Raw genomic sequence first — 24,279 nt, forward strand, 5'->3', positions numbered from 1 at the left:
GCGGTACGGAGGCCACCCTGGCCGTCCCCCGCACTGCCGATCCCCCACCCCCCCCCCCCCCCCGCCCCCCCCACCCCCCCCCCCACCCCCCCCCCCCCCCCCCCCCCCCCCCGGTCCTGTCCCGCTGCGCGAGAGTACTTCCGTCCCAGATCCCCTCCGGGATCAAGCCGACTTTCGGCTGTCCCGGGGATGAACCGCGATGTTCATCGCACCGGAGCGCAGAACGGCGAGACGCTCCTCGAGGACCTCTTCGAGTTCCTCTCGGGTGCGCCGCTCCATCAACATGTCCCAATGCGTACGCGCGGGCTTGGCCTTCTTCTCCTCGGGGCCGTCGCCGTCCACCAGGAGTGCCTGGGCACCGCAGACCTTGCACTCCCACTCCGGCGGGATCTCCGCCTCGACCGAGAAGGGCATCTCGAAACGATGTCCCTTCTCGCATGCGTACTCCACGGCCTGGCGGGGAGCCAGGTCGATGCCGCGGTCCGTCTCGTAGCTGGTCACCACGAGGCGCGTGCCGCGAAGAGCTCGCTCACTCATGAATCGTGCCTCCCGGGCTTGTCGCCCACAGGACAGGTGTCGCTGTCGTCGTCATCCGGTCAACGTCCGGTCGGCGGTAAAGATTCCCGTTCCGGGTCCTGCGTCGCCGTCGTAGCCGCAGCCTTGTCAACCATTGCCGTACCCACCGACGCCCGGTTTGTCACATCTGCTAGCAGATGTGACACAGCGTTTCGGCATCTTTGACGCGCAGTAACGGTACGCCTGGCAGGCCAAACGCGTACACTACAGCCCTTTCGTGCCGAGTGCTAAATCCGCTCGGGAACCGGGTTGCCCGCGTCGGCGATCGCCCGCCGCACCGGCACCCGCGCGAGCAGCACGAATCCCAGGACGAAGAAGCCCACCAGCGAGATGATCGCGTCCCGGTAGCTGCCGGTGAGCTGATAGGTGAGCCCGAACAGCAGCGGCCCGAGCCAGCTCATCCCGCGGTCGCTGACCTCGTACGCAGAGAAGTACTCGGCCTCCTTGCCGGGCGGGACCAGGTGGGAGAAGAGCGAGCGGGACAGCGCCTGGCTGCCGCCGAGGACCAGGCCGATACCGGAGGCCAGCACGAAGAACCACACCGGCGCCCCGGCGGGCAGGAAGTACCCGGCGGCCAGGGTCAGGGTCCAGGCGACCAGCGAGCCGAGGATCGCGCGCTTCGCCCCGTACCGCCGGGCCAGCCGGCCCAGCGCCAGCGCGCCCGCCACAGCCAGCACCTGGACCAGCAGCACGGCCACGATGAGGGTCGACTGACCGAGCCCCAGTTCCTTCGAGCCGTACACCGAGGCCTGGGTGATCACCGTCTGGATGCCGTCGTTGTAGACCAGGTACGCCAGCAGGAAGGCGAGTGTCAGCGGATGCCGGCGCATATCGCGGAGGGTCGCCGCGAGCTGCCGGAAGCCCGGCAGGGCGCCCTTGCCCGCCTCCCGCGCGGGAGCGCGGCGGTCGCGCAGCCGGCGCAGCGGCACCAGTGCGAAGGCGCCCCACCACAGACCGGCCGACGCCAGACAGATGCGCACCGCCATGCCCTCGGAGACACCGAAGCTGTCGTGACCGGTGTAGAGGACGAGATTCAGGACGAGGACCAGGGCACCGGCCGCGTATCCGAAGGCCCATCCGCGCGAGGAGACCGCGTCGCGTTCCTCGGGCGGAGCGATCTGCGGCAGATAGGAGTTGTAGAGCATCATCGCCACGGCCTGTGCCGCGTTCGCGACGACCAGCAGCAGACCGCCGAGCAGATAGCGGTCGCCGTCCAGGAAGAACATGCCGGTCGTCGCCGCGGCCCCGGTGTACGCGGCGGCCGCGAGCAGGGGCTTCTTACGGCCCGTGCGGTCCGCGGCGGCACCCACCAGCGGCATCACCAGGACGGCCAGGACCACCGAGAGGGAGATGGTGTACGCGAAGAACGATCCCGCGCGTACGGGTATGCCCAGTGGGTGGACGAACCCGTCCGCGTCCGCCGCCGCCTCCGCGACCGAGGTCAGGTAGGGGCCGAGGAACACGGTGACCACGCTCGTGGAGTACACGGAGCAGGCCCAGTCGTAGAAGTACCAGCCGCGCTGCTCCCGCCGCCGGCCGGCGGCCTCGTCCCCCGCCGGTGTCCGCACGGTGTCGGTGTCCACCCGTGCCCTCGCTTCCCCGTGAACGCGCTCAGGCGACGGGGCGCGGGGGTCTCAGACCCAGATGCCGCGGTCCTCCATGACCTTGCGCAGTATGTCGATGTGATCGGTCATGATGCCATCGACTCCGAGGTCCAGGAGCCGGTGCATCCGCTCGGGTTCGTTGACGGTCCACACATGCACCTGGAGCCCGTGCGCGTGGGCGGCCTGCACGAAGCGGTGGTCCACCACCCGGATGCCCGACTGCTCCTCGGGAACCTGCGCGGCGACGGCCGACCGGCGCACCGCGGCCGGCAGCCCCCAGGAGCGCAGCCGCAGATTCAGCACGCCCCGGGTGCCGTACGACGTGGCCAGCCGCGGGCCGGCCAGCCGCTGGGCACGCACCGCGCGGGCCTCGGAGAACGAGCCGAGGCAGACCCGGTCCCAGGAGCCGGTGCGTTTGATCAGGTCCAGCAGCGGCAGCAGGGCCGGTTCGGCCTTCACGTCGACGTTCCAGTGCACCTCGGGGAAGGTCTCCAGGAGTTCCTCGAACAGGGGGACCGGTTCCGCGCCCGCCACGCGCGCGTGCTCCACGTCGCGCCAGGGCAGGTCGGCGATCCGGCCCTCACCGTCCGTCACCCGGTCGAGGGTGGTGTCGTGGAAGGCGACGAGCCGACCGTCGAGCGTCGCGTGGACATCGGTCTCGATGTACCGGTATCCCGCCCCGACGGCGCGCCGGAACTGCCGCACGGTGTTCTCCAGGCCGTCCGCCGCCCCGCCCCGGTGGGCGAAGGCGATCGGGCCGGGATGGTCGAGGTAGGGGTGGCGTATCCGCGGGTTCACGGACGCAGTATGGCGCGCCGCGGTCGACCGGTGGCAACGACCTGGCTGCCGTCGGATGCCGGGGGGACGGCGAAGACCCGCAGGAACATCTGGGCCAGCGGGCCGATCGTCACCGCGTACAGCAGGGTGCCGACACCCACGGTGCCGCCGAGGACGAAGCCGGTGACCACCACCGTGATCTCGATGGCCGTGCGGACCAGCCGGACCGACACCCCCGTGCGCTGGTGCAGTCCCGTCATCAGCCCGTCGCGCGGCCCCGGGCCGAAGCGCGCCGCGATGTACAGCCCGGTGGCCGCCGCGTTCAGCACGACCCCCGCCGCCATCAGCGGCACGCGTACGGCCATGGCGTGCCCGTCCGGCACCACGGCCAGTGCCGCGTCCATCGCCGCGCCGATCACCAGCACGTTGGAGATCGTGCCCAGCCCCGGCCGCTGCCGCAGCGGGATCCACAGCAGCAGTACCGCCGCGCCCACGATGGTCAGCACCACGCCCATCGACAGCCCGGTCCGCTCGGACAGCCCCTGGTGCAGCACGTTCCACGGCTCGAGACCGAGTCCCGACCGCACCAGCAGCGCCGAACTCGCCCCGTACAGGACCAGTCCGGCGTACAGCTGGAACAGCCGACGTGTGAGATGCCCGGCCCCGGACGAGTACATGGCCAAGACGTGCCCCCTGTGGTGGAAGTGGACCGACGCATGACACCCTGTGGCTTGGGTGGTCACATCATCCATGGCCAATCCGGGGAAGGTGGACCGATTCCGATGGCGCAGTGGACCTCGGCGGTGGGGGCGGCGCAACTCGCCCGGCTGCTCACCTCCCAGCAGGACCGTCCGGCCGGACCCGGCACCCGCCGTCCGCCCGCCTACCGCGCCCTCGCCGACGGCATCCGTCTGCTGGTGCTCGAAGGCCGTGTACCGGTTGCCGCGCGGCTGCCCGCCGAGCGGGAACTGGCGCTCGCCCTGTCGGTCAGCCGCACGACCGTCGCCGCCGCCTACGAGGCGCTGCGCTCAGAGGGCTTTCTGGAGTCACGTCGCGGCGCGGGCAGCTGGACCGCGGTCCCGGCAGGCAACCCGGTCCCCGCGCGGGGACTGGAACCGCTGCCGCCCGAGGCCCTCGGCTCGATGATCGACCTCGGTTGCGCCGCGCTGCCCGCTCCGGAGCCATGGCTCACCCGGGCCGTCCAGGGCGCGCTGGAGGAGCTTCCGCCGTACGCGCACACGCACGGCGACTATCCCGCCGGGCTGCCCGTGCTGCGGTCGATGATCGCGGAGCGCTACACCGTCCGGGGCATCCCCACCATGCCCGAGCAGATCATGGTGACGACCGGCGCGATGGGCGCCATCGACGCCATCTGCCACCTTTTCGGCGGACGCGGCGAACGCATCGCCGTGGAGTCGCCGTCCTACGCCAACATCCTCCAGCTGATGCGCGAGGCCGGCGCCCGGCTCGTCCCGGTCGCCATGGCCGAGGGCCTCACCGGCTGGGACATGGATCGCTGGCGCCAGGTGCTGCGCGAGGCGGCCCCCCGGATCGCGTACGTCGTCGCCGACTTCCACAATCCGACCGGCGCGCTCGCCGGTGAGGACCAGCGGCGCCGACTGGTGGACGCCGCGCGCTCGGCGGGGACGGTGCTGGTTGCCGACGAGACGATGAGCGAGCTGTGGCTCGACACGGACGTGGAGATGCCGCGCGCGGTGTGCGCGTTCGACCCGGCGGGGTCCACGGTGATCACGGTCGGCTCGGCGAGCAAGGCCTTCTGGGCCGGGATGCGCATCGGCTGGGTCCGCGCGGCCCCCGATGTGATCCGCAGCCTGGTCGCCGCACGTGCGTACGCCGATCTGGGCACACCCGTACTGGAACAGCTGGCCGTGAACTGGCTGTTCGGCACCGGCGGATGGGAGCAGGCGGTGGAGGTGCGGCGAGCCCAGGCCCGGCAGAACCGGGACGAGCTGGTGAGCGCGGTACGACGGGAACTGCCCGACTGGGAGTTCGAGGTGCCGCGGGGCGGGCTCACGCTCTGGGTGCGCACCGGCGGTCTCTCGGGCTCGCGGCTCGCGGAGGCGGGGGAGCGGGTCGGCGTACGCGTGCCGTCCGGACCGCGCTTCGGTGTCGACGGGGCGTTCGAGGGCTACGTACGGTTGCCGTTCACGGTGGGCGGCGCCGTGGCCGAGGAAGCGGCGGTACGCCTCGCAGCGGCGGCCCGCATCGTTGAGTCCGGCGGGACGACCGGCACGGACGCCCCCCGCACCTTCGTGGCTTAGCCAGGACCGCGTTCACCAGGCACGGATGCCCGACCGGCTGCGGGCAGAGTTGTGCCTCTCCCGGTGCGCTAGGAGGACGACTCCGCGACAGCCGTCTCCTCCGCCGCCGGCTTCGCGGCGACGGTGCCGGCGTCCGCCTTCTCCGTCGGCGACTCCGCGGCTACGGCACCTGCGGGCACCCTCTCCGCCGTCACCTTCTCCAGGCGTACGGACTCCGTGAGTGCCACCGCCGCTTCCGCCGCTTCCGCCGCCTCCGGCTCCGGACGTTCCGGCTCCTCGTCGTCCGCCGGTGTCGTCCGGGGCGGCAGCAGGTCGAGGACCGCCTGCCGGTGGGTGTCGCTGGTCGCGTCGTCGTACGGGTCCGGTGTCGCCGGGACCTGCAGGCGGTGCACCGGCCCCGCGCCCAGACGGGCGTAGCCGCGCCCCGGCGGGACCTGGTCGACGGGCGTGGTGTGCGGGGGTGCCCCCAGGACGGACTCCAACTGCTGTGCGGTCGCAGGGCCGAGGACGACACGCGCGCGCGTGTGTTGCCGTACCGGCTCGACGAGAGCTTCCAGGCCCTCGAGCTGCTCGGCGACGACCACGGTGACGTTCGCCGGGCGGCCGTGCCGCAGCGGGACCTGGAGGAGGGACTGCGGATCCGTGCGGCCGTCCGCGGCGGCCAGGTGCGTGAACGCGGTCGGCCGGTCGAGCAGGAGCCACAGGGGCCGCCTGGTGTCCTCCGGCGGCGGATCGCCCGCCTGGTGCGCACGGTTGGCGGCGATCAGGCGGCGTTCCGTCTCGTGCGCGGCCCACTCGAGGCTGGTCAGCGCGCCCGTCAGCCCGCACTCGACGGCGAGCACGCCGTCCCGGCCGGTGAGACAGGCGTATTCGCCGGTGCCGCCACCGTCGACGATCACCACGTCGCCGTGGTGGAGGGCCTGCAGGGCAATGGAGCGCAGCAGTGTCGAGGTGCCGCTGCCCGGCTGGCCGGCGGCGAGCAGATGTGGCTCGGTGGAGCGGATGCCGGTGCGCCAGACGACGGGGGGAACGTCGCGTAGCTCCTCGCCGTGAGCGCCGTGGGTGAGCGGCAGCGTCCGCTGGACCCGGATGGGGTCGGTGAAGCCGAGAACCGTCTCTCCGGGGGCCGTGACGAAGGGCTGCGCGGCGATGTCCGTGGGCAGGGGCGCCAGGACGCGCACGGTGAGCTGGTTGCCTTCCTCGTCCCAGACGAAGTGGTACTCGCGGCCGCGTCCCGATTTGACGCTGAGCAGATGCTCGATCCGCGTCCGGGACTCCGGTTCGCCGTCGGTGAAGTAGGCGGGGTAGCCGATCACCAGGTGCGTCAAGCGGCCGGTGCCGTCGAACTCGTACTCGGAGAAGGCCTTTCCCCAGTCACCGCCGTGGGTGTAGAGCGGTTCGGGATCCTCGGCGGTGGAGAAGTAGGGCACCAGCGCCTCGTAGAGCGACTTCAGGCGCTGGATCTGCGACGCGTCGGGCCCTTTGGGCACGGAGGGCGTACGGTCCCGGCCCTGCCAGGCCGCCGCCGCCATCAGGGTGATGACGGCGAGCAGTGGACCGTACGGCGCGAGCGCCACGGCCAGCACGACCGATGCCGTCAGGAAGAGCAGCGCGCCGCGCCTGTCCTTGGGCGTGTCGGCCCACCTGCGCCGCCCGGCCGAGGCCAGCCGGCGCAGACCGCGCGTGATGGTGATCAGCGGGTGGAGGACGTCCGAGGCGCTGTCGGCCGCTGTCCTGGCCAGCTCCCGGCTCCGGGCGAGCTGTGCGCTGCCGTGGCTCAGAATGCGGGGGAGGGGGTGCCGGGCCACTGCGGTCTCCAGAGGGTGCGTACGGGTGGGCGTGGCGGGGCGGATCAGAACTTGAACCCGCCCAGGAGACCGGCCAGGCTTTCGCCGCCCGCCTTGATACTGGGCGCGATGGCGGTGCTGGCCAGATAGAAGCCGAACAGCATCGCCACCAGGGCGTGCGACACCTTGAGTCCGTCCTTGCGGAAGAAGACGAAGACGACGATGCCGAGCAGCACCACGCAGGAAATAGAGACGATCATGTGAGTTCTCCTGGTTCGCGGGGACAGTCACCATGAGTACTTCCAGGATCACAGAATGTGTCTATACGATAAAAGGTGCAACTGGGTGGATTCGCGTTGATTTCCCTCGGTCGGGTCGGTCGTGATCATTGCCCCGGGCGTACCGGGTCATGTGTCGCGCGAGCCAGTACGCTGGCGATTCACCCGTACGGCTCTGCACCGCTCGCAGACGTACGCCCTGTCCCCGACGTGTGATGTGCAGTGAGAGGCGGTCCGGCGATGACTGAAGCCCCCGACCCCGAGGTCGTGGAGCTGGCGACCAAGATCTTCGACCTGGCCCGGCGCGGCCGGACCGAGGAGCTCGTGGCCTACGTCGACGCGGGCGTCCCGGCCGACCTCACCAACGACCGGGGCGACTCGCTCGTGATGCTCGCCGCCTACCACGGCCACGCCGAGGCGGTGCGCGCACTCCTGGAGCGCGGTGCCGAGGCCGACCGCGTCAATGACCGGGGCCAGACTCCACTCGCGGGGGCGGTCTTCAAGGGCGAGACCGAGGTGATCGAAGCCTTGCTGAAGGGTGGCGCCGACCCGTCCGCCGGCATCCCTTCGGCCGTCGGCACGGCCACGATGTTCGGTCGTACGGAACTGCTCGAGCGGTTCGGCGAGCACTGAGCGGCACGCTCCGACCAGCGACGACACGGAAAACGGGGAGGCGGTACAGGACCGCCGAAATTTCGGTCGCGGTAGATGTGACCGCCGGGTCATCATGACGACGTGATTCACGGACGCGATGGCTGGGCAGGTGTTGCCGCACCGCGCGGGCCGTGACGCGGTCCGCATGGGCCACAGACGAGAGGCAGAGAGAGATGGTCTACAGCAGGCAGGAAACGGCGGGCGCCCCGACGTGTTGTCACGCGGCCAGGTAATGCACTTCCCCGGTTGCGTCGACGCTTGATGTGAGGCTGTTTCCCATGTTCGATCCGGTCATAGCGCCCAGCGGTACGCTGCTCGGCCTGCTCCAGCGGGGCCGCGGCGACGGCACGCTGCACGCGCTCACCGCTCCGCGGGCCGAAGCGCTCGCGGCGCTGAACCAGTGTGTGCTGCGCGACCCCCGCCACGACTGGCAGGTGGAGAACCGCTCCCTCTACTACGCCCGCCTCTACCTCGATCTGCACGGTGAACTGGAGGCGATCGAGGCCCACCTCTTCGACCCCGAGGACGTCCTCGACACCGACGAGTCACGCACCGGACTCGCCCTCGCCGTCCTCGGGCACCTCGCTTCCTACGGCAGGCTGGACGCCCTCGGCCTGTTGCGCAGGTACGCCGCCCACGGCACCAACTGGGCCTGGGCCCTGGACGAGCTGGCCCTTCGGGACGACGATGCCGGCCTGCGTGCCCTGGCCGTTCCGGTTCTCGCGCGGTTCGCCGCCGACGCCGAGGGTGAGGCGGAGCTGGCCGCCACCGTCCGCGACGCCTTCGAGCCACGGCCGTGGCGGCTGTGGGCCGACGATCCCCGCCCGTCCATCGCCACGCGCGTGCGCGCCGCCCAGGAGACCGGTTCCTTCGACCGCTGGCAGCGGCAGATGCGCCCCGCCGGGCCCCGCCCCGGCTGGAGCGTGCAGGCGGTGTTCGAATGGGCCGAGCAAGGCGTGGAACGCGGCTCCGCGCTCCACGTCCCGGCCGCCCGCTGTCTCTCCGCCGTGGCGGGTCCCGAGGACCGGCCCGAAATCGTCCGGGCCGCCGAGGACGGCACCGAGGGAGCCCGGTGCACCGCCCTGCGCTACCTCGCCGACAGCCACGATCCCGATGCGCCGGCGCTGATCGAGCGCGCCGTGGCCACCGGCTCCACGCCCGTCGTGGAGGCCGCCGTCGATGCCTTCGAACGCATGCGCAGTCTCGCCGCCGTCGACCGGGCGCGCGGCTGGGCCCACCGGCCCGACCCGCTCGGCGCCGCCGCCGGCCGGGTTCTTGCCTGCCGGGGCGGCCTCCAGGACCGTGACCTGGTTCTCGCGGCGCTCCGCGAGGCCGTACGGGGCGAGGGCCCCGACGCTCCCACCCTGTGGACCCTCGTGGACGGAGCCGGACGGCTCGGCATCGTCTGCGCCGCCCCCGTGCTCCGCCACGTCTACCGTGAGACCGCCTCCTCCCATCTGCGGGGCAGGGCCGCCCGCGCCCTCGCCGCGACCGACCCCTCCTTCGGCACCGGCTTCGCCGTCGAGTGCTTGTGGGACTGTGAGGAGACCACGCGCGAGATCGCCGCCCGGCACGCCGAGACCGGTGACACCCGGGTCGTCGACCGCCTGCGCCGGCTCGCCGCCGACCCGGCCGAGGAGGCCGAGGTCCAGACCGCCGTACGCAGCCGGATCGGTCCCGAGGAGACTGCCGTGTGACCCGTCGGCGCCCGCCCGGCACGAGCGGCGGACGGACCGCGGGCCGGATGTGTGCGGATGCCGTCGGTTTTGCGCGGGTGAGGAACGCAGCGCCGCCGGCCGTGTCCCCTTTCCCCGCCCGCTCCTCCCGCGCCCCTGGCACCCCGCCCGCGGTCCCCTCCTCGCTACCGCGATCACCGGACACCGGTGCGGCACCGGGCAGCGGACACCGGCCCGACGCCGGCGGCCGGACCCGGGTCCGGGACTGGGGCACCTGTCGGCGAGCCCAGGACCGACCTCCGGCAGCGGACACCGGCCCGGCACTGACCGCCGGACACCGGCCCGACGTCGGCGGCCGGGCCGGACCCGGGTCCGGGACTGGGGCACCTGTCGGCGAGCCCAGGACCGACCTCCGGCAGCGGACACCGGCCCGGCACTGACCGCCGGACACCGGCCCGACGTCGGCCGGACCCGGGCCCTGCACCGGCCGTCGGCCCGGCGTGCGCGCTGTGACGGCTGCTGCCCCTCGGAGAGCGGCCTGCTGCCGCCGCTGTCAGCCGCGTCGCACGGCGATGAAGCGGACCGGGGTTCCGGGGGGTGCCTGTGCGGCGGCCGGGAGGTCGCTGGGGCGGACCACCGCGACCACCGGGTAGCCCCCGGTGGTCGGGTGATCGGCCAGGAAGACCACCGGCGTGCCGTCGGGCGGTACCTGGACCGCGCCCAGCACCACGCCCTCGCTGGGGAGTTCCTCCCCCCTCGCCCGTCGCAGGGCCGGTCCGGTCGTGCGCAGCCCGATGCGGTTGCTCGCAGACGACACCACATACGTGCGCGAGGTGAGGAGCCGTACCGCTTCGGGGGTGAACCAGTCGTCGCGCGGACCCAGGGTGACGCGCAGCAGGAGCTCGGCGGGGGGCCCCGGCTGCGGGGCGACGTCCACCCGCGCGTGACCCTCCCGCGGAGGCCCGAGGGGGAGCACGGCGCCGTCCGTGAGGGGGGCCGGGCCGAGGCCCGAGAGCAGGTCCGTGGAGCGGCTGCCGAGTACCGGTTCGACGGCGATGCCACCGGACACGGCCACATAGGCGCGCACCCCGGACACCGCGGACCCGACGTCCAGTACGGACCCGGCACGCACGCGTACCGGCGCGCCCCAGGCGACCGGGCGGCCGTCCAAGGTCACCGGGCAGGCGGCTCCGGTGACCGCCACCGTGACCGTCGAACGGGGGCGTACGGAGCAGCCGCCCAGGGTCGTCTCCAGGACGGCGGCGTCCGGCGCGTTGCCCGCCAGCCGGTTCGCGAGCGTCGCCGCCGGCCCGTCCAGCGCCCCGGAGCGGGGGACGCCCAGGTGGGCGTGGCCGGGGCGGCCCCGGTCCTGCACCGTGGTCAGGGCTCCGGCCCGTACGACGGCGAGCGCACGGTCCGTCATGCCGCTGGCTCCGTCGCCGTCACCGGGACGAAACGCACGCGCGTGCCGGGGGAGAGCAGCGCCGCCGGCACCCGCGCGTGATCCCACAGCACGAGGTCGGTCGAGCCGATCAGCTGCCAACCACCCGGTGAGGAGCGCGGATAGACGCCCGTGTAGGACCCCGCCAGCGCCACCGAGCCGGCCGGGACGGCCGTGCGCGGAGTCGGTCGGCGGGGCACGTCGTAGCGTGCGGGCAGCCCGGTGAGGTAGCCGAATCCGGGAGCGAATCCGCAGAATGCGACCCGGAATTCGGTGCCCGCGTGGACCCGGGCCACCTCCCGCGCGGGGACGCCCCAGTGCGCGGCGACATCGGCCAGATCCGGTCCGTCGTACCGCACCGGGATCTGGACCGTCTCCGTCGCGCGCGGGGGCACGGGCGACAGATCGAGGGCGTTCAGTTCGGCAGCCAGCCGGGCGGGTTCGGACAGGCCGTCGAGCAGCACCGTACGCGCCGCGGGGACGATCTCGCCGGCCGGCAGCGAGCCCTCCGCGCGGCGCCGCAGCAACTCCGCGTGGAGGGCCTGTGCCTCGTCCCCGGAGGAGACCTCGACGAGCAGGGCGTGCTCGCCGACGGGCAGCACCCTCATGCGAACGCCTCCACCCGTACTCCCGAGGTCTCCAACGCCGCACGCACCCGCCGTGCCAGATCCACCGAGCCGGGCGTGTCGCCGTGCAGGCACAGGGAACGCGCCCGCACCTCGATGCGCCGCCCCGACCGTGCGGAGACCTCCGCGTGGCGGGCCAGACCCACCGCCCGCGCCACGACGCTCTCCGGGTCGGTGACCACGGCGCCCTCCTGAGGGCGGGGCACCAGCGTGCCCTCGTCCGTGTACGCCCGGTCGGCGAACGCCTCCGTCACCACCGGCAGACCCGCCTTCCCGGCCAGTTCCAGCAGACGGGAGCCGGGCAGGCCGAGTACCGGCAGCGCGGGGTCCGCGAGGACCACCCCGTCGACAACCGCGCGGGCCTGTTCCTCGTCGCGTACGACCCGGTTGTAGAGCGCCCCGTGCGGTTTGACGTAGGCCACGCGGCAGCCCGCCGCGCGGGCGAACACTTCCAGGGCGCCGATCTGGTAGGCCACTTCGGCCGCCAGTTCGGCGGGCGGCACATCCATCGCGCGCCGCCCGAAACCCGCGAGGTCCCGGTAGGAGACCTGGGCGCCGATCCGCACCCCCCGTTCGGCCGCGAGCTCGCACACCCGGCGCATGGTGGCCGCATCCCCGGCGTGGAAGCCGCAGGCCACATTGGCGCTGGTGACGACGGACAGCAGCCGCTCGTCGTCGGTGAGGTGCCAGCGGCCGAAACCCTCGCCGAGATCGGCGTTCAGATCGATCGAGGTCATGGATTCTTCGTTTCTCCTGATTGGTTCCGCGCACGTCCGTCACGCCACGCGGAACTGCTCGTCCCGGGCGTCGCTGAGGAACATCTGCCCCGGTGCGTGCGTGAGGGCGAACGGTGGCCGGGAGGCCATGACCGCGGCCTGCGGGGTCACCCCGCACGCCCAGAACACCGGGATGTCGTCCGGCTCGAAGTCCACGGGGTCGCCGAAGTCCGGACGGCCGAGGTCGTCGATTCCCAGCGCCGCGGGGTCGCCGCAGTGCACGGGACCGCCGTGCACCGCGGGCAGCAGACTGCTCTCCCGGATCGCCGCGGACAGCCGCGCGGGCGGCACCGGCCGCATGGACACCACCATCGGCCCGCGCAGCCGCCCTGCCGGACGGCACTGCCAACTCGTGACATACATGGGAACGTTGCGTCCCTGCTCCAGATGCCGGACCGGGACCCCTGCCGCCGTCAGGGCCCACTCGAAGGTGAAACTGCAGCCGATCAGGAACGACACCAGATCACCCCGCCAGTGCGCCCGTACGTCCGTCGGCTCGTCCACCAGTGCGCCGTGCTCCCACACCCGATAGCGCGGCAGGTCGGTGCGCAGGTCGGCGCCCGCGGCGAGGACGGTGGTCACGGACCCCGCGTCGGTGACGTCCAGGACCGGGCAGGGCTTGGGGTTGCGCTGGCAGAAGAGCATCATGTCGTACGCCCAGTCGGCGGGTACCGAGATCAGGTTGGCCTGTGTGTGCCCCGCGGCCACGCCGGCCGTGGGACCTGCCAGTCCCTCCCGGAAGCGGGCGCGCGCCGCGCGCGGGCTCCACGTGTGCGCGTGCTCGTCGACGAGGGTCACAGGGAGGTCGCCCGTGACGGTCGGCGTACGGTCGTCGGTCCGCTTCACTCCAGTTCCTTCCCGCGCGTCTCCGGCAGCCCCAGCAGTGCCAGCGCCGCGAGGCCGTAACCGATCGCGCCGAAGACCAGTGCCCCGCCCACGCCCCAGCTGTCGGCCAGGAAGCCGACCGTCGTGGGGAAGACGGCGCCCACGGCGCGCCCGGTGTTGTACGTGAAGCCCTGTCCCGTACCGCGCACCGCTGTCGGGTACAGCTCGCTCAGATAGGAGCCGAAGCCGCTGAAGATGGCCGACATGCAGAACCCCAGCGGGAAGCCGAGCACCAGGACCAGGGTGTTGGCGCCGCTCGGGATGTTCGTGTACGCCAGGATGCAGACCGCGGACAGCAGGGCGAACAGCCAGATGTTGCGCCGGCGGCCCAGCCGGTCGGTGAGGTATCCGCCGGTCAGATAGCCGATGAAGGCACCCGAGATCAAGAACGTCAGATAGCCGCCGGTGCCGACGACCGAGAGGCCGCGCTCCGTCTTCAGGTACGTCGGCACCCAGGTGGCGAGGGTGTAGTAGCCGCCCTGGACGCCGGTGGAGAGCAGTACGGCGAACAGCGTGGTGCGCAGCAGACCCGTCGTTCCCGGCCGGTCCGGCTGGAAGATCGCCGTGAACGAGCCCCTGCGGGCGCTCCTCTCCCGCGCGGCGGCCGCCTGGGGCGCGTCCCGCACACTGCGCCGTACCCACACGACGAGCAGGGCCGGCAGCGCGCCGGTCCAGAACATCACCCGCCAGGCGAGGCCGTCGTCGGCCAGCGAGAAGATCACCGTGTACACGATCACGGCCAGCGCCCAGCCCACGGCCCAGGAGCTCTGGACCGCGCCGAGGGTGCGGCCCCGGTGCCTGGCACTCGCGTACTCGGCGACCAGGATCGCGCCGACCGCCCACTCGCCGCCGAAGCCGAGGCCCTGGAGCGCCCGGAACACCAGCAGTGTCTCGTAGTTGGGCGCGAAGCCGCAGGCCACGGTGAACACCGCGTACGTGATGACCGTCAGCAGCAGCGCCTTCACCCGTCCGACCCGGTCCGCCAGTACGCCCGCGAGGGCGCCGCCGACCGCGGAGACCACCAGGGTGACGGTCGTCAGCAGCCCGGTCTGACCGCTGTCGAGACCGAAGTACGCCGCCAGCGCGACCATGGTCAGCGGCAGCGTGAAGTAGTCGTACGAGTCCAGGGCATATCCGCCGAAGGCGCCGCCGAAGGCGCGTCGGCCGCGCGGCCCCAGCGCGCGCAGCCAGCCCAACGCCCCGTCATCGTTCGTGAGTTCGGGCGATGCGGGGCGTGGTTCGTCGGTCAGTGCCTTCGGTGGTGGGGTCGCGCTCATGGGCACCTCGCAGGGAGAGGACGGAGGGTGCTGGAAGTGGTGAGCCGTGCCGTGCGTAGCAAGGTAGAGGATCGTTGAACGATCCTTCAATAGTGGTGTTGTCTCGTTCTCTCGCGTGCGATTGAATTCGGGCATGACGGAGCAGCTGAGCGGACTGGCCGACGATCGCGCCCTGCTGGGCCGCACCAGCACCGCCGAGCGGGTCGCGGACATCCTCAGAAGCCGGATCGCCGAGGGGTACTTCCCGCCCGGGACCCGGCTGTCGGAGGACAGCATCGGGGGTGCGCTCGGGGTCTCCCGCAACACGCTGCGCGAGGCGTTCCGGCTGCTCACGCACGAACGGCTGCTCGTCCACGAGCTGAACCGGGGCGTGTTCGTCCGGGTGCTGACCGTCGAGGACGTCGAGGACATCTACCGCACCCGCCGGCTCGTCGAGTGTGCCGTCGTGCGCGGTCTCGGTGACCCGCCCTACCCGCTCGGCGCGCTCACGGAGGTGGTGGAACAGGGGCACCGGCTCGCGCGCGAAGGTGACTGGAAAGCCGTGGGCACGGCCAATATCCACTTCCACCGGGAACTGGTGGCGCTCGCCGCCAGTGAGCGCACGGACGAGCTGATGCGCAGCGTCTTCGCCGAACTCCGGCTCGCCTTCCACGCGGTGGACGAGCCCAAGGAACTGCACGAACCGTACATCGTGCGAAATACCGCGATTCTCGAAGCTCTTCGGGCCGGTGACCGGGAGGAGGCCGGGCGACTGCTCGCGGCCTACCTCGACGCCTCACTCGAACGGGTGGTGGAGGTGTACCGGCGCCGGGTGGGGGACGACGGGCAGGGCGGCTGAACCAGGCCCGCGACCGGATGCCCGGCGGCGGTGTGACAACCGTGACGCCGACGCCCATCTGCCTCGTTTGGGTCCTTGTCAGACCGAGGACCTAGTCTGTGCACCGTGACTTCGCCTGCATCGACGGACAGCGTTCCGCCCCAGCTCAGCGCGGGGCCGCGGCCCGCGCCGGGCCCGGCCGCCGACGAGGGACTGGCGCGGCGGCTGCGCGCGCTCGCCTGCACCGCGCCGCTGCACGACCTGGACGCGCGCAAGGCCAACCTGGCCGGTGAGTACTCGGTGTATGGCATGGCGGAGATCGCCCTCGCCGCCATCGACCTGGTCACGCTGAACATGGACTTCGACACGGGTGCCGATCACGACCAGATAGTGGCCCGGCTCATCCCGCGCCTCGCCGCCCAGGCCCCGCGCCGCCCGGCCGCCGAGCACGAGAGGGTGGCCCGCTGGGTCCTGGAGAACCTGATCAACGTCGGCAGCGTCGACCGCGGCTTCCGCGCGGTATACGGCGTGTTCGGAGCGGACGGCACCTACGTCCGCCGCGACTACGACTTCAAGCTGATCGAAGAGGTCCCCGGACCCGGCGGAACGGTGTACCTGCGGACCACCGACGAGGCCGTCAACGTCCTGGTCGGCGCCCTGGACACCGATGTCACCAGCGCGCAGATCGCCGCCGAGGTGAAGCTGGAGGTCCTGATCAGCCGGGGCCGGCTCGCCGACGCCCAACTCGCCGCCGAACAGGCCCGCTACCGGACCGTCCAGTACTCCGAGACCCTGCGCCGGGCCCTGGAAGCCACCCGCCGCAACGTCCGCGCGGTGGACTGGCTGAGCACCGTGCCCGACATGATCACCGAGGCCCTCGACCACGTGGCGGACCGCTACCGCCACGAGAACGCGATCCTCACCAACATCCGCAAGGCCCGCGACGAGTCCGAGGACCCCGAGCACAAGCGCCGGGCCGCCGAGCTGGTGGACATCGTCAAGGACTGCATCCGGCGCCACACCCAGCTGCAGTCCCGGCTGCTGGAGGCCGGCCCGCTGTTCCGCGCCGAGCAGGACCGGCAGGCCTTCGCCACGTCCACGTCGACATCCGGCACCGACCTCTACGGCCACCTCCTGGCGCCCCTGCTCCCGCTGCCCGTGGAGCGCGCCTCCCGGGTCACCGACGCCTTCTTCGCCCACGGCACCGGGCTGCGCACCCCGGTGTCCGTCCGGGTCGCCGATCTCGTCGAGATACTGCTGACGCCGCCCGTGGAGAGGGAGCACCTCGGCGCCGAGATGCCGGAACCGGACCTGATCGCCACCCCCGACGACAGCCGCTTCAGCGAGGAGCAGCTGGCGGCCGCCACGGAACTCCTGGACCTGCCGGCCGACGCGCCGCGCCGGCTTTCCGGCCTGCTCGCCGACGCCCGCCGCCGGGACCCCGAACTGCCCTACCTGGTCGCCCTCCTGGCCATCCACGCCGCCAGCCCTCCGGTCGGCACCGCCTACCGTCAGGGCGAACGGAAGCTGCTGTTCGCCGTGGACGACGGCACCGAGCTCGACGACCCGGAGTTCGGCGGCGCCGACCTCATCGTCGGCACGGCCCTGCTGGACGCGACGGGCATGGCCGCGGACCGGACAGAGGCGGCATGACCGAGCGCACAGTCCGTACCGAGGTTTCCCAGAGCAAGGAGTCCCGCCCGTGACCGAGCATGTCGAGTGGAGTGAGCCGGAGGCCGCGGCCGAGCCGGCGAGCGCCGCCGTCACGCCCGCCGATGCCGCCGACGCCGCGCGGCTCGTCGCCTTCGGACTCCAGCCCAAGCTCCAGCCCGCCCGCGACCAGGAGTACGCCGACCTCCTGCGCCGCTACCGCGAGGACCCGCCGTTCGCGCGCCTCGCCGACGCCGTGGCCACCGGCCTCGGACTGATCGTGCTGGAGGTGTCGCCGCGCGCCGGCATGGCCGTCACCGCCGCCGAGGACTCCGTCTTCGCCGTCCGCATGAGCGACTACGCGCGCCGCACCTCCGCCGACGGAGGCGACCGGTTCCTCCACGGACTCGCCCATCTCGCCGTCGCCGCCATGGCATTCCCCCGCCCCGAAGACCTCGCCGACGACGGCTACATCGGCCGTGTCACGGTCAACGGCGTCGACGCCTTCGTCCGGCAGGCCTGCCACCGTCTGGAGGAGCGGGCCGCCGAACAGGGCGAGAACACCGACCCGGCCAGCGACGCCCCCGGACTGGAGGCCGCCTGGCGGATCTGGGCCAGACGCAGCGCCGCCGGCGCCACCAAGGACGCGCGCCGGCTCGCGGGCTCCACCACCGGCATTGTCGCCAAGGCCGTCACCTTCCTCACCGACTCCGGCTTCCTCCAGCGCACCGGCGACGACAGCGGCGGCACCTACCGCACCACGGCCCGCTACCAGCTCCAGGTCCGCGACATGGCGGGCAGCGCCGCCCTGGCCGAACTGCTGGAGCTGGGCGTCGTCCCCGTCACCGACGGCACCCCCACCCTGCTGCCGCCCGAGGACGCCGACGACCTGGAGCTGGTGGCCGACGCCGGCCTGCCGTTCCACTCCGCCTGAACCCCCGCCTCACGAAGCCTCACGAGAGTCCGCCATGTACGAGCTGTCCCGGGTCCGCCTCTACTCCATCGGGCCGGCCGGTGCGCGCTACGCCGACACCGTGCTCGACCTGCGCGGTGTCGGCGCCGCCGTACCGGATCCCGCGCCGACGCAGGCGGAGTTCTTCGAGGAGGAGCCCGTCGGCCCGCCGCGCCGGCCCGCACCCGCCGGTGTGCTCTTCCTGGAGAACGGCGGCGGCAAGTCCGTCCTGCTGAAGCTGATCTTCTCCGTGATGCTCCCGGGCCACCGCAACACCCTCGGCGGCGCCAGCTCCGGCGTGCTGCGCAAGTTCCTGCTCGCCGACGACTGCGGCCATGTGGTGCTCGAGTGGCAGCACGTGCAGACCGGAGAGTGCGTCGTCGTCGGCAAGGTCAGCGAGTGGCGGGGCCGTCAGGTCTCGGGCGACCCACGAAAGTTCGCCGAGGCCTGGTACTCCCTGCGTCCCGGCCCCGGACTCAGCCTGGACAACTTGCCCGTCGCCGAGTCCACGGCCGTACGGCAGCCCGCCGAGGGCCAGTCGGGCGCGCGCGGGCGGCGCCGCACCATGAAGGGCTTCCGGGACGCCCTCACGGAGGCGGGCAAGACCTACCCCCACCTCGAGGTGCACTGGGAGGAGATCCACGAACGCTGGACCGAACACCTCGGCGAGCTGGGACTGGACCCCGAACTCTTCCGCTATCAGCGGGAGATGAACGCCGACGAGGGCGAGGCAGCCGGCCTCTTCGCGGTCAAGAAGGACTCCGACTTCACGGACCTGCTCCTGCGCGCCGTCACCGACACCCGCGACACCGACGGACTCGCCGACCTGGTCAGCGGCTTCGGCAACAAGCTGGGCCGGCGCGCCGAACTGATCGCCGAGCGCGACTTCACCGCCGGGTCCGCCGACCTGCTGGGCCGGATCGTCGAGGCCGCCGAGGCCCGTGCCCGCCTGCGGGAGATCCACACCGCCGCCGAGCGCCGCACCCGCACCCTGGCCCGCCGGCTCTCCGCACGCGGCGCCCAGGAACGCGTCCGCGCCACGGACCTGGCGGGGCGGGTCACCGCCGCCGCGTACGCCGTCACCCATGCCGAGTCGGCGCGCGAGCACAGCGCGCTGATCTCCGCCGAACTCGCCTACCGGCACGCCTCGCTGGCGCTCGCCGCCGCGGAGAAGTCCGCCGCCGCGCAGAAGCGCGAACTCGCCGACGCGCGGACCCTGTACGCGGCCTGGCAGGCCGCCGAGGTGGTGCTGCGCCACCGCGCCGCAGCCGACCGGGTGGCGAGGGTGTCCGCCGCGATCCAGGAAGCCGAGCGGGACGCGGCGCCCGCGCTGGCCGCACGCGCCAAGGCCGCCGTCGACCTGGCCCGCGCCCTGCACGCGGCCGCGCGGAACGCCGAGAGCCTCGCCAACGAGGAGGAGGAACGCTCGGCCGCCCTCCAGGAGGTCAGCGACGGCGCCTACCGCGACTCCACCGCCGCCGCCACCGAGGCACAGCGGGCCCGCAGCGAGATCGGGCACCTGCGCCAGCGGCTCAACGAGGTCGAGCAGGAGACCGCCGAGGCCGTACGCGCCGGCTGGCTCGACGACAGCGCCCCCGACGCCGACCCCGCCAGGGCCGCCCTCGCGGCCAGCGACGCCGAGAAGACGGCGGTCGCCGCCTGGGACTCCGCCCGCGAGGCATCCCGCCGGACCACCGAGCACGCACGGGAGACGGCCGCCGCCGAAAGCCGCGCGGAACTCACCGCGGCCCGCGCGGCCGACGCGGCCACGGCGGCCGAGCGCGCCCACGAGAGCGAGCGCCGCACCGCCGAGACCCTCGCCGCCGAGCAACGGCTGGCGGAACTGCTGAGCCTGCCGGGAGCATCCGCCGGGCGGCGGGCCGTGCCGGGACAACGCACGGACAGCGACCGCGCCGCAGGTGATTGCGAGGCGGGGAATTCCCCCTCCGAGGGCACCGCCCTGACGGCCGGGGAACTCGACCGCTTCGCCGACGAGCTGCGCGAACTGCTCGACGACGCCGTCTCCTCCGCCGAACGTCAGCTGTTCGACCTGCGCACCGCAGCCGCGGACGACGCCCGGATCCTCGGTGCCCTCGGCGACGGCGGACTGCTCCCGCCCGGTCCGGACGTACTGGCCACGGTGGAGTTCCTCGGTGAGCAGGGCATTCCGGCGCTCCCGGGGTGGCGCTACCTCGCCCAGGCCGTCGACCCGGCCGACCACGCGCGCGTGCTGGCGGCCCGCCCCGAACTCGTCGACGGCGTCGTCATCACCGACCCCGACTCCCACCTCCGCGCCCGCGACGCGCTGAGCGACGCCGCCCTGCTGCCCCGGTCCGCCGTCGCCGTCGGCACGGCCGCGGCCCTGCTCGCCCCTGCGCCGGCGCCCGGCGCGGAAACCGGTGACGTCTTCCTCGTACCGCCGAACCCGGCCATGCACGACGAGCACGCCGCGGACGAGGAGCGACAGACGCTGCGCGCCCGGGCGACGGAGCGGGACGAGGAGATCCGGGCCCTCGCCGCCCGGCTCGGCAAGGACCGGGAACTGGCCGCCCGGCTCACCTCCTGGCGCACCGGGTGCCCGGCCGGGCGGCTCACGGAGCTGGCCGGCACGGCGCACGAGGCGCGGGCGTTCGCCGAGGAGGCCGAGGCCGAGCTGGCCGAGGCGCGCACCGCGCGGGCGGAGGCCGAGGAAGCCGCCGTCGAGGCCACCCGGGTCCGTGACGAGCGGCAGGAAGCCGCGCAGAAGGCCCGGCGCGCGGCCGACGCTCTGGCGGGGCTCGCCTTCCGGCTGCGCGAACGGGCCGGCTGGCAGGTCAGACTCCGTGAGCTGGCCGACGACGCGACCGAGGCGGAGGCACGCGCCCAGACCTGCCTGGAACGAGCGCGCGCCGCCGACGAGGACCGGCGCGGCGCCCAGCGCGCCGCCGACGACGCCCGGCGCACGGCCCGCGCGCTGCGTGCCGAGCGCGCCGAGACCGCGGGCGCCCCCGACGACGACGTACCCGAGGACGGCACACACGCGACCGGGGCATCCCTGCCCGCCCTGCGCGAGGCCTACCGGGCCGCTTCCCAGGTGTACGAGAAGGTCGGCGTCGGCGCCGACCTGCGCGCCGAACAGGCCCGCGCGGAGAGCGACGAGAGCGCCGCCCGCGCGGAACTGGACCGGCTCAGCAACAAGGTCCGCAACCGCGCGGAGCAGTCGCTCCAGTCGCCCGACGGCTCGGACGGGCCCAGCCGGCAGGCCGCCGCCGCCCGCGCCGAGGAGCTGGTCCAGCTCCTGGAGACCCGGATGTCCGGCGCGAGCGAACAGCTCGGGCGGCTGAGGGGCGAGACCGAGCGGCTCGCGCCCGGGGACGGCGAGGCGCACACGGAGCTCCCCGAGGAGCTGGTCCCGGGCGACGCCGAGCACGCGCAGGCACTGCTGCGCACCGCGACCACCGAGCTCGCCTCCCGCAACGAGGCGTTGAGCCGGGCCCGGGAGGCGCACGCCGGACTCCTCGACGCGCACCGCGCCGCCGAGGACGCGGCCGGCGGCTTCGACGAGGTCGCGGCCCTGCTCCGCGACCTGCTGCGCGAACACCTGCCCGAGGAGGAGCAGGAGCAGTCCGAGCCCTACCCGGGCGGACCGGACGAGGCCCGGCAGGCCGCCGCCGAGGCCCGCCGCTCCCTGCGGGGCTGTGCCGCCGATCTGTCCGCCGCCGAGTCCGCCGTGCGTGAGGCGAGCGACGTCCTCGTCCGGCACGCCAACTCCACGCGCTACGAGCAGGTCCGCACCCCGGCACGCCAGCAGATCCGAGAGCTGCCCGCCTCCGCGCTGCCCGAGCACGCCCAGAAGTGGGCGGACGCCTTCGCACCCCGGCTCCGGGTCCTCACCGACGAGCTGGAGCAGCTGGAACGCAACCGTGACTCGATCGTGGACCGGCTGAGAGGGCTGGTCGAGTCCGCCCTCGCCACCCTCCGCTTGGCCCAGCGGCTCTCCCGGCTGCCGGAAGGCCTCGGCGAGTGGTCCGGGCAGGAGTTCCTGCGCATCCGCTTCGAGGAACCCGACCAGGCCGTCCTCACCGAACGTCTCGGCGAGGTCATCGACGAGGCGACCCGGGCGGCGGTCAAGAAGAACTCCGACCTGCGGCGCGACGGCATGTCCCTGCTGCTGCGCGGGGTCGCCGCCGCTCTCCGGCCGAAGGGAGTCGCCGTCGAGATCCTCAAGCCGGACGCGGTACTGCGCGCCGAGCGCGTGCCCGTCGGGCAGATGGGCGACGTGTTCTCCGGCGGGCAGCTGCTCACCGCCGCCATCGCGCTGTACTGCACGATGGCCGCCCTGCGGTCCAACGACCGCGGCCGGGACAAGCACCGGCACGCCGGCACGCTGTTCCTGGACAACCCCATCGGCCGCGCCAACGCCACCTACCTGCTGGAACTCCAACGCGCAGTCGCCGACGCGCTCGGCGTCCAGCTGCTGTACACCACCGGCCTGTTCGACACCACGGCGCTCGCCGAGTTCCCGCTGGTCATCCGGCTGCGCAATGACGCCGACCTGCGGGCAGGCCTGAAGTACATCAGTGTGGAGGAGCACCTGCGACCGGGACTTCCCCAGCAGGACCCGGGCGGGGAGACGCACAGCGAGATCACGGCGACCCGCATGTTCAAGCGGCCCGCCCCGGCGAGGGAGTGAGCAGGCTTCGGCGCCGGCGGCTCAGAAGCCGTAGCCCATACGCAGGGACAGCTCGGCCGCCGCTGCCGCCGTCCGGCTGCCCAACCGGGGCAGCCGCTCCGCGGTCAGCCGATACACCGGACCCGAGACACTGATCGCCGCGATCACCGAGCCGTCGTGCGAGCGGACCGGCGCCGCGACGGCAGCGAGCCCCAGCTCCAGTTCCTCCAGCGTCATGGCGTATCCCTGCTCGAACGCCTTCTCCAGCGCACGGCGCAGTACCGGCGGATCGGTGATCGTGCGCTCCGTGAACCGGTGCAGCGGGCGGGTGAGGTGGCCTTCACGCAGGGCGGGCGGCATATGGGCCAGTAACACCTTGCCGCTGGAAGTGGCGTGCAGCGGGGTGCGCCGACCGAGCCAGTTCTGCGCCGTGACCGACGCCGTGCCGCGGGCCTGCATGATGTTGACGGCCGCGTCCTCGTCCGGCACCGCCATGTTCACTGTCTCGCCCAGTTCGTCCGCGAGTTCCCGGCACACCGGAACACCCTCCTGCGAAATGTCGAGCCGCAGGGCAGCCGCCCCGGCGAGGCGCAGTACACCGGCCCCCAGGTGGTACTTGCCGTGATCCCTGGTCTGAGCCACCAGACCGCGGTTCTCCAGCACACCGAGCAGCCGGAAAGCGGTCGACTTGTGCACGCCCAGTTCGCCGGCGATCTCCGTGACCCCCGCCTCTCCGTGGCGGGCGAGGACCTCCAGCACGCTCACGGCGCGGTCCACGGACTGAACGGCACTCGTCGCGCTCTTACCGTCCCCTCCGGACTCGTTCCGTGGGCGGGTCATCGTTAGGCTCTCACCCTCTGTCGGCCAGGTGCGCAGGACGCTTGCCTGCGCACCGTACGAAACGACAGGGTACCGAGAGCCCTCATGGCGACGGCATCGGTGCGACCCGAGCGGTCTCAGGAGTGGGACAGCTGCCCGGCTCCGCCGCGCCGGCGTATTCGTGCCTGTGCGCGTTGACCGGACCGCTCCTGACGGCGGGTCCGGCGCCGCTCGCGCCGCAGGGCGCGTGCCGTGCTGCTGGGCATGGACACCACACCATGGCGCTGGTTCCAGACCTGTCGGGTCACCCACACGTCCAGTGCCGCCCAGGTGGCCAGGATCGTACTGACGACGCTGCTGATGACCATGGGGAACGCCAGCCAGGAAGCGGCCAGCGTGCACAGGAAGGCCACCATGGCCTGAATCAGTGTCACCGCGATGACGATCACCGCCCGCACGGCCGCTGTCCGCACCGGGTCGGGCAACCGGCGTCGCCGCGCCGGCTCCTCGACCCACAGTGGCCGGTAGGGGCCCTGCTCACGGGCCCCGCCGGACATGCCTCTGACCCTCGGGGCCTCCAGCACCGCACCGCCGGCCCGGTGCTCCCGCGCCGCCCGGTGTGCGACCCCCACAGTGCCCGGCCCGTCGGCCGGCGCGGGGGGGGGGGGGGGGGGGGGGGGGGGGGGGGGGGGGGGGGGGGGGGGGGGGGGGGGGGGGGGGGGGGGGGGGGGGGGGGGGGGGGCGGGGGGGG

The 24,279-nt window shown here is 73.1% G+C and carries 20 protein-coding genes; 7 read left to right on the forward strand and 13 right to left on the reverse strand.

Annotated elements, in window-relative coordinates; all coding sequences use genetic code 11:
- Nucleotides 1-162 precede the first annotated feature (162 nt).
- The 4 genes from ACZ5C2_RS37630 to yczE all read right to left on the reverse strand — a co-directional run bounded on the left by ACZ5C2_RS37630 (nucleotide 163) and on the right by yczE (nucleotide 3,634).
- A complete protein-coding gene (locus tag ACZ5C2_RS37630) occupies nucleotides 163-537 on the reverse strand; it encodes an RNA polymerase-binding protein RbpA (protein ID WP_003977404.1) in 375 nt (124 codons plus the stop codon).
- Between the two features lie 266 nt (nucleotides 538-803).
- The gene (locus ACZ5C2_RS37635; RefSeq protein ID WP_468801321.1) at nucleotides 804-2,159 is read right to left on the reverse strand and encodes an MFS transporter; all 1,356 of its coding nucleotides are present in this window, start codon (nucleotides 2,157-2,159) and stop codon (nucleotides 804-806) included.
- A gap of 51 nt (nucleotides 2,160-2,210) precedes the next feature.
- Nucleotides 2,211-2,978, reverse strand: a complete 768-nt coding sequence (locus ACZ5C2_RS37640; protein ID WP_468801323.1) for a glycerophosphodiester phosphodiesterase — start codon at nucleotides 2,976-2,978, stop codon at nucleotides 2,211-2,213.
- Nucleotides 2,975-3,634: a membrane protein YczE gene (gene yczE / locus ACZ5C2_RS37645; protein ID WP_468801378.1), complete on the reverse strand. Its 660-nt coding sequence runs from the start codon at nucleotides 3,632-3,634 to the stop codon at nucleotides 2,975-2,977. Before yczE ends, ACZ5C2_RS37640 begins: the two co-directional genes overlap by 4 nt.
- Nucleotides 3,635-3,739: 105 nt before the next feature.
- Between yczE and ACZ5C2_RS37650 the strand changes: the two genes are divergently transcribed.
- Nucleotides 3,740-5,239, forward strand: a complete 1,500-nt coding sequence (locus tag ACZ5C2_RS37650; RefSeq protein ID WP_468801325.1) for an SCO1417 family PLP biosynthesis transcription factor — start codon at nucleotides 3,740-3,742, stop codon at nucleotides 5,237-5,239.
- Between the two features lie 68 nt (nucleotides 5,240-5,307).
- Here the strand turns inward: ACZ5C2_RS37650 and ACZ5C2_RS37655 are convergent, their stop codons facing one another.
- Together ACZ5C2_RS37655 and ACZ5C2_RS37660 are read right to left on the reverse strand one after the other, a co-directional pair.
- Nucleotides 5,308-7,047 (reverse strand): P-loop NTPase family protein, encoded by a 1,740-nt coding sequence (locus ACZ5C2_RS37655; protein WP_468801327.1) that lies wholly within the window; start codon nucleotides 7,045-7,047, stop codon nucleotides 5,308-5,310.
- A 44-nt stretch (nucleotides 7,048-7,091) separates the two neighbouring features.
- On the reverse strand, nucleotides 7,092-7,286 hold the full coding sequence (locus tag ACZ5C2_RS37660) for a hypothetical protein (RefSeq protein WP_468801329.1): 195 nt from the start codon (nucleotides 7,284-7,286) through the stop codon (nucleotides 7,092-7,094).
- A 258-nt stretch (nucleotides 7,287-7,544) separates the two neighbouring features.
- Between ACZ5C2_RS37660 and ACZ5C2_RS37665 the strand changes: the two genes are divergently transcribed.
- Nucleotides 7,545-7,937 carry an ankyrin repeat domain-containing protein gene (locus ACZ5C2_RS37665; protein ID WP_468801331.1) on the forward strand — a complete coding sequence of 131 codons (393 nt, stop codon included), beginning with the start codon at nucleotides 7,545-7,547 and terminating at the stop codon, nucleotides 7,935-7,937.
- 299 nt (nucleotides 7,938-8,236) lie between these two features.
- Nucleotides 8,237-9,655, forward strand: coding sequence for a HEAT repeat domain-containing protein (locus tag ACZ5C2_RS37670; protein WP_468801333.1), 1,419 nt, complete (start codon nucleotides 8,237-8,239; stop codon nucleotides 9,653-9,655).
- Between the two features lie 532 nt (nucleotides 9,656-10,187).
- Here ACZ5C2_RS37670 and ACZ5C2_RS37675 read toward each other — a convergent pair.
- Genes ACZ5C2_RS37675 through ACZ5C2_RS37695 form a run of 5 tightly spaced genes read right to left on the reverse strand, consistent with a single transcriptional unit; the run spans nucleotide 10,188 to nucleotide 14,639 of the window.
- The gene (locus ACZ5C2_RS37675; protein WP_468801335.1) at nucleotides 10,188-11,057 is read right to left on the reverse strand and encodes a 5-oxoprolinase subunit C family protein; all 870 of its coding nucleotides are present in this window, start codon (nucleotides 11,055-11,057) and stop codon (nucleotides 10,188-10,190) included.
- On the reverse strand, nucleotides 11,054-11,683 hold the full coding sequence (locus tag ACZ5C2_RS37680) for a 5-oxoprolinase subunit B family protein (protein WP_468801337.1): 630 nt from the start codon (nucleotides 11,681-11,683) through the stop codon (nucleotides 11,054-11,056). The genes ACZ5C2_RS37675 and ACZ5C2_RS37680 overlap by 4 nt, the downstream gene beginning before the upstream one ends.
- Complete coding sequence (locus tag ACZ5C2_RS37685; RefSeq protein WP_468801339.1) at nucleotides 11,680-12,438, reverse strand: LamB/YcsF family protein; 759 nt, start codon at nucleotides 12,436-12,438, stop codon at nucleotides 11,680-11,682. Before ACZ5C2_RS37685 ends, ACZ5C2_RS37680 begins: the two co-directional genes overlap by 4 nt.
- 39 nt (nucleotides 12,439-12,477) lie before the next feature.
- Nucleotides 12,478-13,323 (reverse strand): putative hydro-lyase, encoded by an 846-nt coding sequence (locus tag ACZ5C2_RS37690; protein WP_468801341.1) that lies wholly within the window; start codon nucleotides 13,321-13,323, stop codon nucleotides 12,478-12,480.
- On the reverse strand, nucleotides 13,320-14,639 hold the full coding sequence (locus ACZ5C2_RS37695; RefSeq protein WP_468801355.1) for an MFS transporter: 1,320 nt from the start codon (nucleotides 14,637-14,639) through the stop codon (nucleotides 13,320-13,322). The genes ACZ5C2_RS37690 and ACZ5C2_RS37695 overlap by 4 nt, the downstream gene beginning before the upstream one ends.
- Nucleotides 14,640-14,772: 133 nt before the next feature.
- Between ACZ5C2_RS37695 and ACZ5C2_RS37700 the strand changes: the two genes are divergently transcribed.
- The 4 genes from ACZ5C2_RS37700 (at nucleotide 14,773) to ACZ5C2_RS37715 (ending at nucleotide 22,730) form a co-directional block, all read left to right on the forward strand.
- Entirely contained in the window at nucleotides 14,773-15,477 is a 705-nt protein-coding gene (locus tag ACZ5C2_RS37700; protein WP_468801356.1) for a GntR family transcriptional regulator, read from the forward strand.
- Nucleotides 15,478-15,582: 105 nt separating this feature from the next.
- Complete coding sequence (locus ACZ5C2_RS37705; protein ID WP_468801357.1) at nucleotides 15,583-17,109, forward strand: hypothetical protein; 1,527 nt, start codon at nucleotides 15,583-15,585, stop codon at nucleotides 17,107-17,109.
- Nucleotides 17,110-17,158: 49 nt separating this feature from the next.
- Nucleotides 17,159-18,040, forward strand: a complete 882-nt coding sequence (locus tag ACZ5C2_RS37710) for a hypothetical protein (protein ID WP_468801358.1) — start codon at nucleotides 17,159-17,161, stop codon at nucleotides 18,038-18,040.
- 34 nt (nucleotides 18,041-18,074) lie between these two features.
- Nucleotides 18,075-22,730 carry a hypothetical protein gene (locus tag ACZ5C2_RS37715; protein ID WP_468801359.1) on the forward strand — a complete coding sequence of 1,552 codons (4,656 nt, stop codon included), beginning with the start codon at nucleotides 18,075-18,077 and terminating at the stop codon, nucleotides 22,728-22,730.
- Nucleotides 22,731-22,751: 21 nt separating this feature from the next.
- On the opposite strand, the gene ACZ5C2_RS37720 is transcribed toward ACZ5C2_RS37715, so the two are convergent.
- Complete coding sequence (locus tag ACZ5C2_RS37720) at nucleotides 22,752-23,549, reverse strand: IclR family transcriptional regulator (protein WP_468801360.1); 798 nt, start codon at nucleotides 23,547-23,549, stop codon at nucleotides 22,752-22,754.
- A 116-nt stretch (nucleotides 23,550-23,665) separates the two neighbouring features.
- The gene (locus ACZ5C2_RS37725; RefSeq protein ID WP_468801376.1) at nucleotides 23,666-24,160 is read right to left on the reverse strand and encodes a hypothetical protein; all 495 of its coding nucleotides are present in this window, start codon (nucleotides 24,158-24,160) and stop codon (nucleotides 23,666-23,668) included.
- Nucleotides 24,161-24,279 lie beyond the last annotated feature (119 nt).

This window comes from Streptomyces sp. NPDC031365 (assembly GCF_055569765.1).

Coding starts and splice junctions, on each gene's coding strand:
- ACZ5C2_RS37675 (WP_468801335.1), bottom strand. CDS start 11,057: ATGACGGACCGTGCGCTCGCCGTCGTACGGGCCGGAGCCCTGACCACG.
- ACZ5C2_RS37660 (WP_468801329.1), bottom strand. CDS start 7,286: ATGATCGTCTCTATTTCCTGCGTGGTGCTGCTCGGCATCGTCGTCTTC.
- ACZ5C2_RS37670 (WP_468801333.1), top strand. CDS start 8,237: ATGTTCGATCCGGTCATAGCGCCCAGCGGTACGCTGCTCGGCCTGCTC.
- ACZ5C2_RS37680 (WP_468801337.1), bottom strand. CDS start 11,683: ATGAGGGTGCTGCCCGTCGGCGAGCACGCCCTGCTCGTCGAGGTCTCC.
- ACZ5C2_RS37630 (WP_003977404.1), bottom strand. CDS start 537: ATGAGTGAGCGAGCTCTTCGCGGCACGCGCCTCGTGGTGACCAGCTAC.
- ACZ5C2_RS37665 (WP_468801331.1), top strand. CDS start 7,545: ATGACTGAAGCCCCCGACCCCGAGGTCGTGGAGCTGGCGACCAAGATC.
- ACZ5C2_RS37695 (WP_468801355.1), bottom strand. CDS start 14,639: ATGAGCGCGACCCCACCACCGAAGGCACTGACCGACGAACCACGCCCC.
- ACZ5C2_RS37685 (WP_468801339.1), bottom strand. CDS start 12,438: ATGACCTCGATCGATCTGAACGCCGATCTCGGCGAGGGTTTCGGCCGC.
- ACZ5C2_RS37715 (WP_468801359.1), top strand. CDS start 18,075: ATGTACGAGCTGTCCCGGGTCCGCCTCTACTCCATCGGGCCGGCCGGT.
- ACZ5C2_RS37720 (WP_468801360.1), bottom strand. CDS start 23,549: ATGACCCGCCCACGGAACGAGTCCGGAGGGGACGGTAAGAGCGCGACG.
- ACZ5C2_RS37700 (WP_468801356.1), top strand. CDS start 14,773: ATGACGGAGCAGCTGAGCGGACTGGCCGACGATCGCGCCCTGCTGGGC.
- yczE (WP_468801378.1), bottom strand. CDS start 3,634: ATGTACTCGTCCGGGGCCGGGCATCTCACACGTCGGCTGTTCCAGCTG.
- ACZ5C2_RS37650 (WP_468801325.1), top strand. CDS start 3,740: ATGGCGCAGTGGACCTCGGCGGTGGGGGCGGCGCAACTCGCCCGGCTG.